Annotated in this window: 16 protein-coding genes; 13 read left to right on the forward strand and 3 right to left on the reverse strand. The window is 69.6% G+C overall.

What is annotated here, in order from left to right; all coding sequences use genetic code 11:
* Positions 1-95 precede the first annotated feature (95 nt).
* The gene (locus tag Aco04nite_RS19360; protein ID WP_212998644.1) at positions 96-875 is read left to right on the forward strand and encodes an NAD(P)H-dependent oxidoreductase; all 780 of its coding nucleotides are present in this window, start codon (positions 96-98) and stop codon (positions 873-875) included.
* Here the strand turns inward: Aco04nite_RS19360 and Aco04nite_RS19365 are convergent.
* On the reverse strand, positions 872-1,870 hold the full coding sequence (locus tag Aco04nite_RS19365) for a Gfo/Idh/MocA family protein (protein ID WP_212998645.1): 999 nt from the start codon (positions 1,868-1,870) through the stop codon (positions 872-874). The genes Aco04nite_RS19360 and Aco04nite_RS19365 overlap by 4 nt on opposite strands.
* Positions 1,855-2,979, reverse strand: coding sequence for a phytanoyl-CoA dioxygenase family protein (locus tag Aco04nite_RS19370; protein WP_212998646.1), 1,125 nt, complete (start codon positions 2,977-2,979; stop codon positions 1,855-1,857). The genes Aco04nite_RS19365 and Aco04nite_RS19370 overlap by 16 nt, the downstream gene beginning before the upstream one ends.
* Positions 2,980-3,051: 72 nt before the next feature.
* Here Aco04nite_RS19370 and Aco04nite_RS19375 point away from each other — a divergent pair, with 72 nt between their 5' ends.
* From Aco04nite_RS19375 to Aco04nite_RS19400, 6 genes are all read left to right on the forward strand, one after another.
* A complete protein-coding gene (locus tag Aco04nite_RS19375; RefSeq protein ID WP_212998647.1) occupies positions 3,052-4,080 on the forward strand; it encodes a LacI family DNA-binding transcriptional regulator in 1,029 nt (342 codons plus the stop codon).
* A 242-nt stretch (positions 4,081-4,322) separates the two neighbouring features.
* Positions 4,323-4,922 carry a PASTA domain-containing protein gene (locus Aco04nite_RS19380; protein WP_212998648.1) on the forward strand — a complete coding sequence of 200 codons (600 nt, stop codon included), beginning with the start codon at positions 4,323-4,325 and terminating at the stop codon, positions 4,920-4,922.
* 80 nt (positions 4,923-5,002) lie between these two features.
* On the forward strand, positions 5,003-6,694 hold the full coding sequence (locus tag Aco04nite_RS19385) for an acyl-CoA dehydrogenase (protein ID WP_212998649.1): 1,692 nt from the start codon (positions 5,003-5,005) through the stop codon (positions 6,692-6,694).
* Positions 6,695-6,810: 116 nt separating this feature from the next.
* Positions 6,811-7,182, forward strand: a complete 372-nt coding sequence (locus tag Aco04nite_RS19390; RefSeq protein ID WP_212998650.1) for a hypothetical protein — start codon at positions 6,811-6,813, stop codon at positions 7,180-7,182.
* Positions 7,179-8,741 carry a sensor histidine kinase gene (locus tag Aco04nite_RS19395; RefSeq protein ID WP_212998651.1) on the forward strand — a complete coding sequence of 521 codons (1,563 nt, stop codon included), beginning with the start codon at positions 7,179-7,181 and terminating at the stop codon, positions 8,739-8,741. Before Aco04nite_RS19390 ends, Aco04nite_RS19395 begins: the two co-directional genes overlap by 4 nt.
* Entirely contained in the window at positions 8,731-9,408 is a 678-nt protein-coding gene (locus tag Aco04nite_RS19400; RefSeq protein WP_212998652.1) for a response regulator, read from the forward strand. The genes Aco04nite_RS19395 and Aco04nite_RS19400 overlap by 11 nt, the downstream gene beginning before the upstream one ends.
* On the opposite strand, the gene Aco04nite_RS19405 is transcribed toward Aco04nite_RS19400, so the two are convergent.
* Positions 9,401-9,718 carry a hypothetical protein gene (locus Aco04nite_RS19405; RefSeq protein WP_212998653.1) on the reverse strand — a complete coding sequence of 106 codons (318 nt, stop codon included), beginning with the start codon at positions 9,716-9,718 and terminating at the stop codon, positions 9,401-9,403. The genes Aco04nite_RS19400 and Aco04nite_RS19405 overlap by 8 nt on opposite strands.
* 73 nt (positions 9,719-9,791) lie before the next feature.
* Here Aco04nite_RS19405 and Aco04nite_RS19410 point away from each other — a divergent pair, with 73 nt between their 5' ends.
* The 6 genes from Aco04nite_RS19410 to Aco04nite_RS19435 all read left to right on the forward strand — a co-directional run bounded on the left by Aco04nite_RS19410 (position 9,792) and on the right by Aco04nite_RS19435 (position 15,804).
* Entirely contained in the window at positions 9,792-10,484 is a 693-nt protein-coding gene (locus Aco04nite_RS19410; protein ID WP_212998654.1) for a response regulator, read from the forward strand.
* Positions 10,484-12,241, forward strand: coding sequence for a sensor histidine kinase (locus Aco04nite_RS19415; protein WP_212998655.1), 1,758 nt, complete (start codon positions 10,484-10,486; stop codon positions 12,239-12,241). The genes Aco04nite_RS19410 and Aco04nite_RS19415 overlap by 1 nt, the downstream gene beginning before the upstream one ends.
* 24 nt (positions 12,242-12,265) lie before the next feature.
* Positions 12,266-12,799, forward strand: a complete 534-nt coding sequence (locus Aco04nite_RS19420; protein WP_212998656.1) for a hypothetical protein — start codon at positions 12,266-12,268, stop codon at positions 12,797-12,799.
* A gap of 107 nt (positions 12,800-12,906) precedes the next feature.
* The gene (locus Aco04nite_RS19425; protein ID WP_212998657.1) at positions 12,907-14,091 is read left to right on the forward strand and encodes a pectinesterase family protein; all 1,185 of its coding nucleotides are present in this window, start codon (positions 12,907-12,909) and stop codon (positions 14,089-14,091) included.
* The gene (locus Aco04nite_RS19430; RefSeq protein ID WP_212998658.1) at positions 14,091-14,921 is read left to right on the forward strand and encodes a rhamnogalacturonan acetylesterase; all 831 of its coding nucleotides are present in this window, start codon (positions 14,091-14,093) and stop codon (positions 14,919-14,921) included. Before Aco04nite_RS19425 ends, Aco04nite_RS19430 begins: the two co-directional genes overlap by 1 nt.
* 10 nt (positions 14,922-14,931) lie before the next feature.
* Complete coding sequence (locus Aco04nite_RS19435; protein ID WP_244876119.1) at positions 14,932-15,804, forward strand: pectate lyase family protein; 873 nt, start codon at positions 14,932-14,934, stop codon at positions 15,802-15,804.
* Position 15,805 lies beyond the last annotated feature (1 nt).

The raw sequence follows: 15,805 nt of genomic DNA on the forward strand, positions 1-15,805 counted from the left end.
CGTCGGCGAGGGTGGCCCTGCGGTTACCAGGAAGTCCGGTCCGATGGAAGCCGCGCCCCTGAAAGTCCGGCGCCGTGCCGCCCAGACTCGGTGGCATGAAGACGTTGATCGTTTACGCCCACCCGGAACCGCGGTCGCTCAACGGTTCGCTCAAGGACCTCGCCGTGACCACCCTGGAAGAGGCGGGGCATGAGGTACGGGTGAGCGACCTGTACGCGATGAACTGGAAAGCCGTCGTGGACGCCGAGGACTACGGCCCGTACGCGTCGAGCCCGTTGCGGGTCGCCCAGGACTCAGGCCGGGCTTTCGACGCGTCGGCGCTCACCCCGGACGTCGCCGCCGAGCAGGAGAAGCTGCTGTGGTCCGACACGATCATCTTCCAGTTCCCGCTGTGGTGGTACACGATGCCCGCCATCCTCAAGGGCTGGGTGGACCGCGTGTTCACGTTCCACTTCGCGTACGGCGTCGGCGAGCACAGCGACACGAAATACGGCGAACGCTTCGGCGAAGGCACCCTCGCGGGCCGCCGCGCGTTGCTCTCGGTGACCACGGGCGGCCCGGAGTCCCACTACGCCGCCCGCGGGATCAATGGCCCGATCGACGATCTGCTGTGGCCGATCCAGCACGGCATCCTCTACTACCCGGGCCTCGAGGTCCTGCCGCCGTTCGTCCTCCACAGCACCGACCGGCTGACCGCGCAGGACTACCCCGAGGTCGCCAAGGCCTGGCAGGAACGCCTGCTCACCCTCGCCACGACCGAGCCGATCGCGTTCCGGCGGCAGAACTTCGGCGACTACGAGATCCCCGCCCTGCACCTGAGGCCCGGCCTCGAGCCCGCCGACCGTACGGGCTTCGCGCTGCACATCCGCGGTTAGCGCACCTCGTCGACGCGGACCGGGCGGTGTTCCCGCAGCGACAGCGTGCAGGCCTCGGCGACCCAGCCGGTCTCCAGCGCGTCCGCGATCGTGCACGGGGACGACCTGTTGCCGGCGACGACGTCGGTGAAGGCGGTCAGTTCAGCGCGGAAGGCGGCACCGAAGCGGTCCATGAAGAACTGGTACGGGCTGCCGGCGGGGAACGTGACACCCGGTTCGACGGAGCGCAGCGGCAACCGGTCCTCCAGGCCGACGGCGATGCTGTCCACCGAGCCGTGCAGCTCGAGCCGGACGTCGTAGCCGCGCTGGTTGTACCGCGAGTTCGAGACCAGGGCGAGGGTGCCGTCGTCGAGGGTCAGCACGACGGCGGCCGTGTCCACGTCCTGGGCCTCGGCGAAGAATTCCGCGCCACGGTTGCTGCCGGTCGCGTACACCTCGACGACCTCACGCCCGGTGACCCAGCGGACGGCGTCGAAGTCGTGCACGCCGCAGTCCCGGAAGATCCCACCGGACCCTTTGATGTACGCGGCCGGCGGCGGCGCCGGGTCCAGGGTCGTGGACCGTACGGTGTGCAGCCACCCGAGCTCGCCGGACGCCACGGCGGCGCGGGCGGCCGCGAACCCGGCGTCGAAGCGGCGCGGATAGCCGATCTGCACCGGCACGCCGCTGTCCCCGACCCGTCTGAGCAGCTCCGCGGCGTCCCCGGCGTGCCGGGCGACCGGTTTCTCGCAGAACACCGGCAGCCCGGCCGCGACGGCGGCCAGCAGCAGCGCGGGATGCGCGTCGGTCGCGGCGGCGATGACCACGCCGTCGACCCCGGCGGCCAGCAGCGCCTCGGGGGAGTCGGCTGCCTCGGCGTCCCACCGTTCGGCGACCTCCTTGGTAAGCGATGTGACGGCGTCGGTGACGACCAGCGATTCCACGGTGGGCAGAGCGGCAAGGGTTCGGGCATGGAAAGCACCGATCCGGCCGAGCCCGATCAAGCCAAGTCGCACGACTGTCTCCTCACTGTGTGGCGGCGGAGCGCGTGCTCCAGGCGTACGGTGTCCCATTGCCCTTGGAGGGCCTGGTGCACGAGCTCGGCCTGGGTCTGCGGAGCGAGACCACCGACTGGCTGGTCCCGGTCGAGGTTCGTCGGGAACGCGTAGCCCTCCGCCGACGCGGCGATCACGTTCGCGGCAGACCCGGTGAACCCGCGCAGCACCGGGTAGAGCGCCGTCACCATCGCCGTGCGGTCGACGGTCTCCATCGCCCGGCCGAACGGTGACGACACCTGCAGCAGGTTGGCCATCCGCAGGATGTCGCCGGACCGGTTGGTCCCGGCGCCGTGGAACAGGGCCGGGTTGAAGAATGCCGCGTCGCCCTTGGCCAGCGGCAACTGGATGTGGTTGCGATCGAAGTACGCGGTGAACTCGGGCTGATGGAACGCGATGTACCCGGCCGGGTACTTCTGGGAGTGCGGCAGGTACAGCGTCGGGCCGCTCTCGAGGGGCATGTCGACGTGGGCGACCGCGCCCTGCAGCGTGAGCGCGGGTGACAGTGCGTGGATGTGCGCGGGATAGCCCATCGCCTGCTCCTGCGACATGAAGCCGAGGTGGTAGTCACGATGCGCGACCTGCGCGGCGCCGCCGGGGTTGACCACGTTGACCTGGGAGGTCACCTGGTAGCCGCGGCCCAGCCAGGCCTCGCTGATCAGCCGGAGCGTGTCGTTGTCGTAGTAGGCGGCGAACGCGGCCGGGTCGCGCAGGGCGAACTTGTCCAGCGCGCCCCACACCCGGTCGTTGGCACCGGGTTTGGCGAAGTGGTCACCGGCGGCCGTCCCGGCGGCCTTCTGCTCGTCGATCAGCTCGGTGAAGACGGCGGTGGCGCGGTCCACGACGGCGGGGGCGAAGGCGCCGGCGAACACCACCACGCCCGGGCCGTCCATCAGCGCCCGGACCAGCTCGGCCCGCAGCTCCCGGGTGTCCGGCACCGCGCCCGGGTAGATCAGCACACCGTCCATCACATCGGTGGCGTGTGGATAGTCCGACAGCTCCGTCTTCTGCTCGCAGACCGCCCGGAAGTCGTCGAGGCTGCAGTCCGCGGCGGTGAACCACGTAGTCATGGCCTCACGCTAAGTTCGGGTCGCGGGCCGTGGACCCTTGAGAACCCCTCAAAAGACCATCATCGTGAAGTCGTGAAGCACCCCTACAAGATCCGCGAGATCGCCGTCCAGTCCGGGCTCAGCGAAGCCACCGTGGACCGGGTGCTGAACGCCCGCGGCGGGGTCCGCGACAGCACCGTACGCGCGGTCGGGCAGGCCATCGCCGACCTCGACCGGCAGCGTACGCAGATCCGGCTCGGCGCCCGGCCGTTCCTGGTCGACGTGATCGTGCAGGCCCCGCCGCGATTCTCCGCCGCGGTCCGCGCCGCCCTGGAAGCCGAGTTGCCCGGGCTGCGACCCGCGGTGATCCGGTCCCGATTCCATCTGCTCGACGCACCGTCCGTACGCGACGTGGTGGCCGCCCTCGACCGGGTCCGCCGCGGCGGATCGCAGGGCGTGATCCTCAAGGCCCCCGACCTCCCCGAGATCGTCGCCGCGGCGCAGCGCCTCACCGTTCCCCTGGTCACCCTGGTCACCGACCTCCCGGCCAGCCCGCGCATCGCGTACGCGGGGATCGACAACCGGTCGGCCGGGGCGACCGCCGCGTACCTCGTCGACCAGTGGCTGGCCGGTCGCGCCGCCGACATCGTCGTGGTCCGCGGCCACGGCTCGTTCCACGGCGAGGACGAACGGGAAACCGGATTCCGCACCGAGACGGGCCTGCGCTCCCCGCCCCGCCGCCTCCACGAGGTCGTCGACGCCGAGGACCGCGCCGACGAGGTCTACCAGGGCATCCGCGCCACCCTGGCCACCCACCCGGCGATCCGGGCGGTCTACTCCCTCTACGCCGGCGCGGGCGGCAACACCGCGGTGATCAAGGCCTTCACCGACGAGCACCGCACGTACGACGTCTTCGTGGCCCACGACCTGGACCGCGAGAACACCACCCTCCTGCGAGCCCGCAAACTCTCCGCCGTCCTGCACCACGACCTGCGCATCGACCTCCGCCGCGCCTGCCACGCCATCATGCAGGCCCACGGCACCCTCCCCGGCCCCATCCGCACCAACCCCTCGGCCATCCAGGTGATCACCCCCCACAACGCCCCACCGGTCGAGTTCTGACCACCCGCGTCCGGGCCGCGGCTCGCGCTTCTCGCCGATTCCTAATCTGCTCCTCGCGTACGCCGATATGTCGGCGTACGCGTCCACCGGCGCGCGGTTGCCAGTCCCGATCGCCGTGAGGAATCGTCGTGCCCCATCGTCCCCTCCTGCGTTTCAACCCGCCCCCGAACTGGCCGCAGCCGCCGAAGGGCTGGACGCCGCCGGCGGGATGGGTGCCGGAGCCCGAGTGGGGTGACCCTCCGGTGGGCTGGCCGCTGTGGGTTCGCCGCAGCTGGGTCTCGCGGCATAAATTTCTGACCGGCGCCGGATCCCTCTTCGTCGTTTTCCTCCTGCTGTGCGTGATCGGATCGTTCGGTTCCGGCGACAGCACATCGAGCAGCAGCAGCTCTGTCGTCGATGCCGCGGCCACGCGAACGATCAAGGCTTCGGCATCCCCGTCCCCGTCCCCGTCGTCAGCGGACAAGGCCGCCGCGGAGAAGGCAGCCGCGGACAAGGCCGCGAAAGACAAGGCCGCCGCCGTGAAGGCTGCGGCAGAGAAGAAAGCTGCGGCGGCGAAGGCTGCGGCGGCGAAAAAGGCCGCAGCGGCGAAGAAAGCCGCTGCAGCAAAGGCCGCCAACCGGCGGGTGACCATGCCTGACCTGGTCGGGCTCAAGCTGAACATCGCCGACTACGCATGGTCGAACGTCGGTCTCACCAATGTGAGCGTCTGCCGCACGCCCGGGGGCTCTGTTCCGCTGTGGTTCTCCCACTGGCGGGTCATCGGACAATCCGTGCCGGCCGGAACGAGGATCAAGGTAGGTACCGAAGTGTGTCTCGATGCCATGAAGGACTCGGACATGTGATCGGGCAACGGTGATGCCAAGCCGCGTCCACCACGGGCCGGGGTGCTGCCGAGGGTGGGGAAGTCGCCTACGGTGGGGGGATGTCGATGATCCTGAACCGCCGCGACCTCGAATTCCTGCTGTACGAGTGGCTCGATGTCGAGTCGCTGACCGCGGACCCCCGGTTCGCGGAGCACGGGCGGGAGACGTTCGACGCGGTGCTCGACCTGTCGCAGCAGATCGCGGAGCGGGAGTTCGCGCCGCACAATCGGCGTAGTGACCTGGAGGAGCCGACGTTCGACGGGTCGGCGGTGACCGTGATTCCCGAGGTGGGCAAGGCGTTGCGGGCGTTCGCCGACGCCGGGCTGATCTCGGCGACGTTCCCCGCGTCGGTCGGGGGTATGGAGTTGCCGCAGGTGGTCGGGCGGGCGTGTTTCGCGTGGTTCCAGGCCGCGAACATCGCCACGTCGGCCTACTCGATGCTCACGATGGGTAATGCGGCGCTGCTGCTCGAATACGGGACCCCGGAGCAGATCGACACGTACGTACGCCCGATGCTCGAGGGCCGTTACACCGGGACGATGTGCCTGTCCGAGCCGCAGGCGGGCTCCTCGCTGAGCGACGTGACGACGCGCGCGGAGCGGCAGGACGACGGCTCCTACTCGATCACCGGGTCGAAGATGTGGATCTCGGCCGGGGACCACGAGCTCAGCGAGACGATCGTGCACCTGGTGCTGGCGCGGGTCGTGGGTGCCCCGGCGGGCGTGAAGGGGCTGTCGCTGTTCATCGTGCCGAAGCACCTGCCCTCCGGCGCGCGCAACAACGTCACCCTGGCGGGGCTCAACCACAAGATGGGCTTCCGGGGTACGACCAACGCCGTGCTCGCCTTCGACGGCGCGACGGGTCATCTCGTGCAGGCCGAGGGCCAGGGGCTGGCGCAGATGTTCCACATGATGAACGAGGCGCGGATCGGCGTCGGGTCGGGTGCGGTGGCGCTCGGGTACACGGGGTATCTGCACGCTCTCGCGTACGCGCGGGAACGGCTGCAGGGCCGGCCACCCGCCGGGAAGGACCCCTCGGCACCGCCCGTGCCCATCGTCCGGCACCCCGACGTGCGGCGGATGCTGCTCGCGTCGAAGAGCTACGTTGAGGGCGGCATGGCGCTCATCCTCTACACGGCCAAACTGGTCGACGTCGGCGAGACCGTGCTGCTCGACGTGCTCACCCCGATCGTCAAGGCCTGGCCGTCGCAGTGGTGCCTGCGCGCCAACGACCTCGCCATCCAGGTCCACGGCGGTTACGGCTACACCCGCGAATACCCGGTCGAGCAGTTCTACCGCGACAACCGCCTCAACCCCATCCACGAGGGCACGGACGGCATCCAGGCGCTCGACCTGCTCGGCCGCAAGGTGCTGCTCAACGACGGCCTGCGGGTCCTGGTCTCGGCCATCTCCGCGACGGCAGACTCCTCGTCCTCGCCGTACGCACCCCGCCTGCTGGCCGCCGCGCAACGGCTGGCCACGGTCACCGCGAAACTGTGGGCCGCCGGTGACCCGGACAAGGCCCTCGCGAACGCGTCGACCTACCTGGACGCCGCCGGGCACATCGTGATCGCGTGGATGTGGCTGTCCCAGCTCGACGCTGCCGGCGACGCCGAAGGCGCGTTCTACGACGGTAAGCGCCTGGCCGCCCGCTACTTCTTCGACCACGAGCTGCCCCGCGTCGGCCCGTGGCTCGACCTTCTCGAATCCGGCGACACCCTGCTGCTGGACCTGGACGACACGGTTCTCTGAGCCGCGGTGGTGGCACTTTCGTACCATCGGCGGGCTTCGAAGATCCGTCGATGGGCCGTCGTGACGAGTTCGTCTTCCCGCGAGTCTGGAGACATCGGACAAGCGAGGAGATGACGATGCGCAAGGTTCTTCTGATTGTCGCCGGGGTAGTGGTGGTCCTGTGCGGAGTCGGCGGCTGGTTCGGCTTCCAGGCACTGAACACCGGCCGCGAGATCAGCAGGTCGTCGATCACACAGCAGCAGTTCGACGCGCAGCAGGTCGGCGGTGTGGAGACCACGGTGCGTGACGCGCTGCCGACACCGCTGCAGGACGAGGAGCAGACGATCTACGGCGACGATGTCACCAAGCAGGGCAAGCCGGACGGCGCCACCTGCACCTACTACGCGATCAAGCCGATCACCGACGGTAAGGACCGGCCGCTGTTCCGGTTCTGCTTCGCCGGGGGCAAGCTCACCGAGAAGAAACAGATCAGGATCGACGGCGCATGAGGGGTACGCCAGCCGCGCCGGCCTCCTGGTGGGGTGCCGCGCGGGCGGCGGGGCCGGGCCGCCTCGCGTACGAGATCGCGCTGGCCGTCACGCTCGCGGGCGTGACGGCCGGTCTGGCGCTGATCCGCGACCAGGCCCCACTTGCGATCGCCGGCCTCGCCGTGCTCGACGTCGTGCTGGTCGTGCTGCGGCACCGGCTCCCCGGGACCGTCCTGGTCATCACGGCGGTCGTCGGCACCGTGCTCGGCCGGCTCGACACGGTGCTGCTGTTCGGGCTCGGGTTCTCCGCGGGTTACCGGATCCGCGAGGCGGGGCGGCTCGGCGCCACGCTCGTCGCGGTGCTGGCCTGCCAGATCGGTGGTGAATGGCTGAAGGCCGGCACGACCAGCGTGCCACAGGTGCTGTTCACGGCCGGCGTGTTCATCGTGGCCGTCGTGTTCCCGGCGACGCTGGCCCGGCTCTCCGCGCAGCGCCGCCGCATCCTGACCCTCATGCACGAGCGGACGGTGCACCTCAGCGAGCAGCAGCAGATCGTCGCCGAGCGGGCCCGGGTCCGCGAGGCGAACCGCATCGCCCGGGAGATGCACGACTCGCTGGGTCACCGGTTGACACTGATCTCGCTCTATACCGGGGCTCTGCGCTCCGCACCGGAACGGCCGGAGGAGACCCTGCGCCTGCTGCACGCCACGTCAACGTCCGCGATGGACGAGCTGCGGGACATCCTGGCCGTCCTGCGGGACGACTCGTCCGACGAGGAGCCACGGCGGCGCGCCACGCTCGCCGACGTCGATGAGCTGATCGCTGACGCCGGAGCGGCCGGCGTGGACATCGAGTTCGTCCGCTCGGGGAAGGCCGTCACCCTCCCCGCCATGATCGACCAGGCGGCGTACCGGACCGTCCAGGAGGGCATCACCAACGCGGTGCGGCACGCCCGGGGCAGCACCATCCGGCCGGCCGTCCGCTACGAGGACGACGCCCTGGTCGTGGAGGTCGTCAACGGCCCGGGCCGCCCGTACGACGGGGTCACCAGCGGACAGGGGCTCTACGGGCTGGCCGAGCGCGTACGGATCGCCGGGGGTGTGCTCTACCACGGCGAGGAACCGGACGGCGGGTTCCGGATCGCCGCCACCCTGCCGCTGTCCGGCACGGCACCGCGAACCCTCGGTGTGAAACCGGCCGCTCCCGACGAGTTCGGCGATGACCTGCGCCGCGTCGACCAGCGCCGTCGGGTGTGGACGGTCGCGGTGGCGCTCAGCGTGCTGCTCGTGATCGGACTGTGCGCCGGTGGGCTGTGGCTGGGCGTGCGCCAGCAGACCGTGAGCCGGGCAACGTTCGACCAGCTGCGGGTCGGCGACAGCGCGGTGGTCGTACGGAGAAAACTGCCGGACCGGACCGCCGAGTTCGACCCGGGCACCACCGCGCCACCGACGCCACCCGGCGCCGACTGTGTGGCCTACCACGCCGCGCCCGTGCTGCAGGGCCCGCGGGCCGACGGCTACCGGTTCTGCTTCCGGGCGGAGGCGCTCATCTCGAAGGAGGCGCTGGCAGATGCCGGCTGACCCGACACCGCTGCGCGTCGTGATCGCCGATGACGACGAGCTGACCCGCGGTGGCATCCGTCTCATCCTCAGCGGCATCGCCGGCGTCGAGGTCGTCGCCGAGGCGGGTGACGGCGTCCAGGCCCGTGACCTGACGATCCGGCACCGCCCCGACGTCGTCCTGCTGGACATCAGGATGCCCGGCCTCGACGGGCTGGCGGCGTTGCGCGAGATCACCCGCAGCTCCCGGGCCGCCGTTCTCATGCTGACGACGTTCGGCGAGGAGGCCTACATCGACGAGGCCCTCACGTCCGGCGCCGCCGGCTTCATCCTCAAGAGCTCGGCCGCCGACGAGCTGGAACCGGCCCTGCGCGCCGCCGCTGCCGGCGAGATGTTCCTGTCACCACCCGTGACCCGCCGGGCCGTCACCGAGCTGCGCCGGCTGCGCCCGGCCCCGCCCGGTGACGACGGCGCCCGCGCCCGCGCTCGCCTCGCGGAGCTCAGCGAGCGGGAGCGGGACGTGCTGAGACTGCTGGCCCAGGGGCTGTCCAACACCGGGATCAGCGAGCGTCTGGTCATCTCCGAGAGCACCGTCAAGACCCACGTCAGCCGCATCCTGCTCAAACTCGGCTGCGAGAACAGGGTTCAGGCCGCCCTGTTCGCTCACCGCACGGACATCATCAACTGATCGGGTACATCCGATAGGTGTACGCGGCCTGCATGGTGATGCTGTTGCCGCTCGCGGCGGGCAGCCCGAACCGTGCGTTGACCCGCCGTTGGCCGCCGTGGCAATCGGTGGCGGCCGGCACCGGGAACGTCGTGTCCTGCAGGACGAACTGCTTGATCGGCGGGCTGGTCGGGATCGTGGTGGTGGGGCCGACGCGGGCGGTGTGCGTCCGGATCGGGTCCGCGGTGCTGCCGATCGTGCAGTGGAGGCCGGATCCGTGGGATCCGGCGCCGCGTGGGCGGGACAGACGTAGGAATGCCCGATACCGCAACGATCCTTGCAGCGATCTTTAGGAAGCTGTTAGCTTTCCGGGCGCGCTGATCGACGGCACCTATAGTCGTCGCGTGTGTGCGTACCTGCTGGTCGCCGAGGATGATCCCGCCCAGGCCGAGGTCATGCGGCGGTACCTGACCGCCGACGGTCATGACGCGGTCGTGGTGCATGACGGGCGGGTCGCGCTGACGCAGGTCCGGCGGCGGCCGCCCGACCTGCTGGTGCTGGATCTCATGATGCCCGGCCTCGACGGGCTGAGCCTGTGCCGGATCCTGCGGGAGGAGTCGGGTGTCCCCATCCTGATGCTCACCGCCCGGTCCGGCGAGAACGATCTGCTGGCCGGGTTCCGGGGCGGGGCGGACGACTATCTGACCAAGCCCTACAGCCCTCGGGAGTTGCTGGCGCGGATCCGGGCGCTGCTGCGGCGCAGTGCCGGGCAGGGCGCCGCCGGTGCGACCACGCTGCGCGTCGGGGCGGTCACCGTCGACCTGAACCGCCACGAGGTGCGGATCGAGGAACAACCGGTGGAATGTACGCCGGGGGAGTTCGCGATCCTCGCGGCGCTGGCCGGATCGCCCGACCGGGTCTTCACGCGCGGCCAGCTGCTCCAGCACACCAACGGCGTCGAGCGTGACTCGGTGGAGCGCAGCATCGACGTGCACGTGCTCAACCTGCGGCGCAAGATCGAGCCCAACCCCCGGCGGCCGTCCCGGTTACTCACCGTCTATGGCGTCGGCTACAAACTCACTGCCACAAGCCTCTGATGTACGCCCCCCGCGTACCGATGCACCGCAGCCTGACGGTCCGGCTCCTGGTCGCCTCCCTGGCGATCGCCGCCGTGGCCGTTCTCGCCACCTCCTGGATCGCCTCGCAGCTCACGTCGCGGACCATCGAGCAGCAGCTCGGGCAGTCCCTGAGCGACGACAAGAGCGTCTACGACGAACTGCTCGGATATGCCGCGACGCATCCGGACTGGTCCGGCGTGCAGCCCGTGATCACCGCACGCGCCACGGCACTGAAACGGCGGATCACCCTCATGACGCAGGATCGGCGGGTCATCGCGGACTCGATGGCGGGCCCGTCGCCGGCGAGTGCCCGGCCGTCCGCCACGATCGACCCGCTGGCGGTGGATCTCGCGCTCTCCGGGCGTACCGACCGCATTGATCCCCGGCTTGTCGGCCCTTTCCGGCTGACGCCGGCCGAGCAGCGGCAGATCCGTGCCGATCTGGCCCGGTCGCTGGACTGCCTGCGCCGATTCGGCGGTGACGGGCAGGTCGTCACCGGGCCCTACGGGCGAGCGAAGGTGGTCGTCACCAGGCTCGGCAAACAGGAGTACCCGTGCGAGCTCGTCCCCGCGGCGACCCGCACCGAGCAGCGGCCGCTGACGGCGTTGCGCGAACTCGTCGCCGCCTGCGCGGGCGAAACGGATCTCGACCGGGTGTGGCTGACACCCGATCTCGTGCTCGACATCGTCGACCCGGTCACCGAACAGCCCAGTGCGGACCGGACGGCGCGGGCTTCCGGCTGCCTGGATCAGGCGAGACGTACGCAGCTCGAGCCGTACGCAGCTCCGGCCGCCCTGCTGTTCGTCACCGATCCGGCCGATCCCACCGCCCAGCCGGTGTTTCCCCTGTCCCAGGACAACCTGCTGCGCACGGGGACCGCCACTGCCGGGGTGCTGCTGTTCGTCGGGTTGCTCACCGTCACCGTCGGCCGCCGCCTGACCCGCCCGTTGCGGGCGCTGACCGAGGCCGCCCACCGCCCGGACGACCACCCGCGCGTGCCCGTCGCCCGGCGCGACGAGATCGGTCACCTGGCCGCCGCGCTCAACGAACTCGCCGAACGCCGTGAGCGGTCCGAGCACCTGCGGCAGGCCATGGTCAGCGATGTGGCACACGAGCTGCGCAACCCGCTGACCAACATCCGTACCTGGCTGGAGGCCGTCCGCGACGGACTGGCCACGGTGGACGAGCCGCTGCTCACGCTGCTGCACGACGAGACCGCGCAACTGCAGCACATCGTCGACGACCTGCGCGACCTGGCCGCCGCCGACGCGGGCACCCTGCGCATCCACCCGGAACCGACGTTCGTGAACGACGCCCTGGAGCAGGTCGTCGAGGCCCACCGCGGTGCTGCCCCGGTCCCGCTGGTCCTCGAGAGCGAGGGCGACCCCGAGGCGATCGTCGACCCTGTCCGGCTGCGTCAGCTCGTCGGCAACCTGGTGTCCAACGCCGTCCGGCACACGCCCGCCGGCGGCTCGGTCTCCGTCCGCTCCCGGGTGACCGATGGCCGGCTCATCATCGAGGTCGCCGACACCGGCACAGGCATCGCCCCGGACGATCTGCCGAAGGTCTTCGACCGGTTCTGGCGGGCCGACGAATCCCGCAGCCGCAGCACCGGGGGCAGCGGGCTCGGCCTGCCGATCGCCCGCCAGATCGCCGAGGCCCACGGCGGCACCATCACCGTCGAGAGCGTGCCCGGCGTGGGAACCACGTTCACCGTGAGCCTAAAAATGTCCTGACATTGGTGTGTGACAGTCCGGCCCATGTCTTATCGCTTGGCCATCATGGTCGCCGGTCTCGCCTGCGTTCTCTCCGGCTGTTCCGGCGGGACCACGGAAACACCCTCCGTCGCCACCTTGCGCTCCGCGCCGGCGCCATCCTCCAGTGCCGCCGCACGGCCGGTGTTCGCCTTCGACGCCACCGAGGACGACAAACTGTCCATGGCCGCGCCCTGGGCCGACTGCATGGTCAGCAACGGCGGTCCCGAGTACGAAAGCAGCGCGGAGACCCTGATCGGGAAGGGCGGAATCATCGCCGACGACGCGAAGGGCAGAGCCGCGCTCGCCACCTGCCTGTCCCTGCAGCCCGAGGCGTTCGAGGATCACCAGAAGCGCACCGACCTGGTGGCCTTCAAGGACAACCAGCGCGAATGGTACCGGTGCGCCAAGGCAGCCGGCTACAAGCTGAACACGCCCGACCCGGACACCGGCCAGTTCGGCCTCGCCGAGATCGGCCCGGACGGGGACTTCGGTTCGCCCAAGATCCAGGAGTGCCGCCGGAAGGCCTTCAAGGACTGATTCTCCCTTTTCTGTTGTCGCCGGGCGGCTGCCGCATCTACCTGGGTGGCTTCCCGGGTCGTCCTCGGCCGGTGGAGCCGACCACCGATGCCCAGGAAGGACCTGAGATGTCAGGGAACACAAGGAGAAGGCGGTGGCTCGTCACCGCCCTGGTGCTGGCCGTCCCCAGCGCCCTGATCGGGTTTGCGGCGCTCCCGTCGCAGGCCGCCACCACGCCGGTCGCGGCCGGCAACCAGCTCTGGACGTTCGCCGCCTCCACCGCGACGACCGGGAAGTTCCTGGCCAAGAGCGTCGCCTCCGGTCTGTGCATCAGCAACAAGGACGGCTCGACGGCAGGGAACAATCCGATCGTCGAGGAGACGTGCTCCGACATCGCGCGGATGCAGTGGTCGTTCAACGAGCTGTCCGCCGGTCAGCCGACGGTCGCCAAGGACGGCACCGGCACGTACTCGACGGTCCAGGCCGCGGTCGACGCGGTTCCGGCGGGCAACACGACCCGGCGGACCATCACCATCAAGGCGGGGACCTATCGCGAGAGCGTGGTCATTCCGTCGAACAAGCCGTACATCACGTTCCAGGGTCTCGGGTCGGGGCCGGCGAACACGGTCATCGTCAACAACAAGCCCGCCTCCACCGCGGGCACGACCGGGTCCGCCACGGTGTACGTGCAGGCCAAGGAGTTCCAGGCCACCAACCTGACGTTCAACAACGACTACGACGAGAACATCGCCGCGTCGCAGGCTCTCGCGCTGGCGCTCTACGGCGACAAGGCGGTGCTGAAGAACGTGCGGGTCACCGCCGACCAGGACACCCTGCTGATCTACAACAGCGCACGGGCGTACATCGCGAACTCGTACATCGAGGGGACCGTCGACTTCATCTACGGCAACGGCCAGGCGGTCTTCAACGCCTGCCAGATCTATCAGAAGCGCAGCACCGGCGGTTACCTCACGGCGGCGAACACCCCTGCGTCCCAGACGTACGGCTTCCTGATCTACAAGTCGACGATCACCGGCTCACCGACCAACCTCACCTACCTCGGCCGGCCGTGGGGTGCCGCCGCTCAGGTGACGTTCCGGGAGTCCTCGCTGAGCGCCACGATCAAGGTCGCCCAGCCGTGGACCGACATGTCCACCAACTCCTGGAAGAACGCCCGCTTCTACGAGTACAAGAACACCGGCGCGGGCGCGACCGTCAACAGCAACCGCAAGCAGTTGACCGACGCCCAGGCCGCGAACTACACGCCGCAGAAGTACCTCGCCGGCACCGACGCGTGGAACCCGGTCGGCTGATGCTCACTCGCAGATCCGCGTTGCTGGCCGCCGCGGCGACGGTGACCGCCGCCACGGACGCCCTCGTCACCGCGCAACCTACTTCGGCCGCCACCGCCCTCAAGGTCTACGTGGCCGGCGATTCGACGGCGTCGACGTACGTCACCGCGTACAAGCCGAGAACGGGCTGGGGTCAGGCCCTGCAGCTCTTCCTGACGCCCGACGCGACCGTGGTAAACGTGGCGAAGTCCGGTGCCAGCTCCAAGAGCTTCATCAATCTGGGGCGGCTCGACCACATTCTGGGCCTGATCGCGAGCGGTGATCTGCTGCTCATCTCGTTCGGGCACAACGACGAGAAGACCGACGACCCGACGCGCTACACGGAACCGTCGACGACGTACAAGTCGTACCTCAGCCAGTACGTCGACAAGGCCCGGGCCAGGGGCGCGAAACCGGTGCTGATCACACCGGTCGAGCGACGCCGGTTCACCAGCGCCGGGGTGGCCACCGCGTCGCACGGCGCCTATCCGGGTGCGATGCGCGAGCTCGCCGCCGCGAAGGGCGTACCGCTGATCGATCTCAGCGCGTCCAGCCTGGCGTTGTGGAACCGGCTCGGGGTCGAGGGGACCAAGAAGTGCTTCCTGTTCCTGACCGCCGGGCAGAGCGCCAACTATCCGGACGGGGTCGAGGACAACACGCATTTCCAGGCCCACGGCGCGATCGAGGTCGCCCGGCTGATCGGCCTCGCGATGCAGGGCCAGGGTGTGCTGCCCGCGGCGTACTTCAAGCAGCTCACGACCACGACCATCCCGGACAGCAAGATCGTCTGGCCGACCACCGCGCCTTACTGAAGGGGTTCCCGTGACCGGGAGAAAATTGGTCAGGGTTGTGTTCGCCGGGATGAACGGCGGCACCAAGGGCGGTGGCAGCAGCACCGTCGTCACCGTGAACACCGCGGCCGCGTTGAAGACGGCGCTGACCTCGGCCACGTCGCAGACCGTCAAGATCTCCGGGATGATCGCGATCACCGGGATGTACAGCGTCGCCTCGAACAAGACGATCCTGGGTTCCGGCGCGAGCTCGGGGGTCACCGGTGGCGGCTTCAACCTGTCCGGCGTCACCAACGTGATCATCCGCAACCTGGTGTTCCGCAACGCGAGCGACGACTCGATCAACGTCCAGTCGGGCAGCACCAACGTCTGGATCGACCACAACGACCTGGCGAGCGGCTACGACGGGCTGATCGACATCAAGCGTGGCTCGGACTACATCACGGTGTCGTGGAACCACCTGCACGACCACGACAAGTCCATGCTGCTCGGCCATGACGACGCGAACGGCGTCCAGGACATCGGGCATCTGCGGGTCACCTATGTGCACAACTGGTTCGACGGCACCAACCAGCGGCACCCCCGCGTCCGCTTCGGCAATCCTGTGCACGTGCTCAACAACTACTACAGCAACATCGGGTCGTACGGTGTCGGCAGCGCGATGAACGCCGGCGTCTACGTGGAGCGCAACTACTTCGAGAACGTGGCCAAGCCGACGATCACCACGGTCGCCGAGTCCGACCCGGGCAACCTCAAGATCCTCAACAACTACAAGGTCAACTCGGGTACGGAGCAGGTCCGCAACGCCGCGAGCGTGGCGGCGGTCCCGTACGCCTACACCCCGGAGGCCGCCGCCGGCGTGAAGGCGACGGTGGTCGCAGGCTCCGGTACCGGGAAGCTCTGAG

This window comes from Winogradskya consettensis (genome assembly GCF_018332715.1).
GTDB lineage: Bacteria > Actinomycetota > Actinomycetes > Mycobacteriales > Micromonosporaceae > Actinoplanes > Actinoplanes consettensis.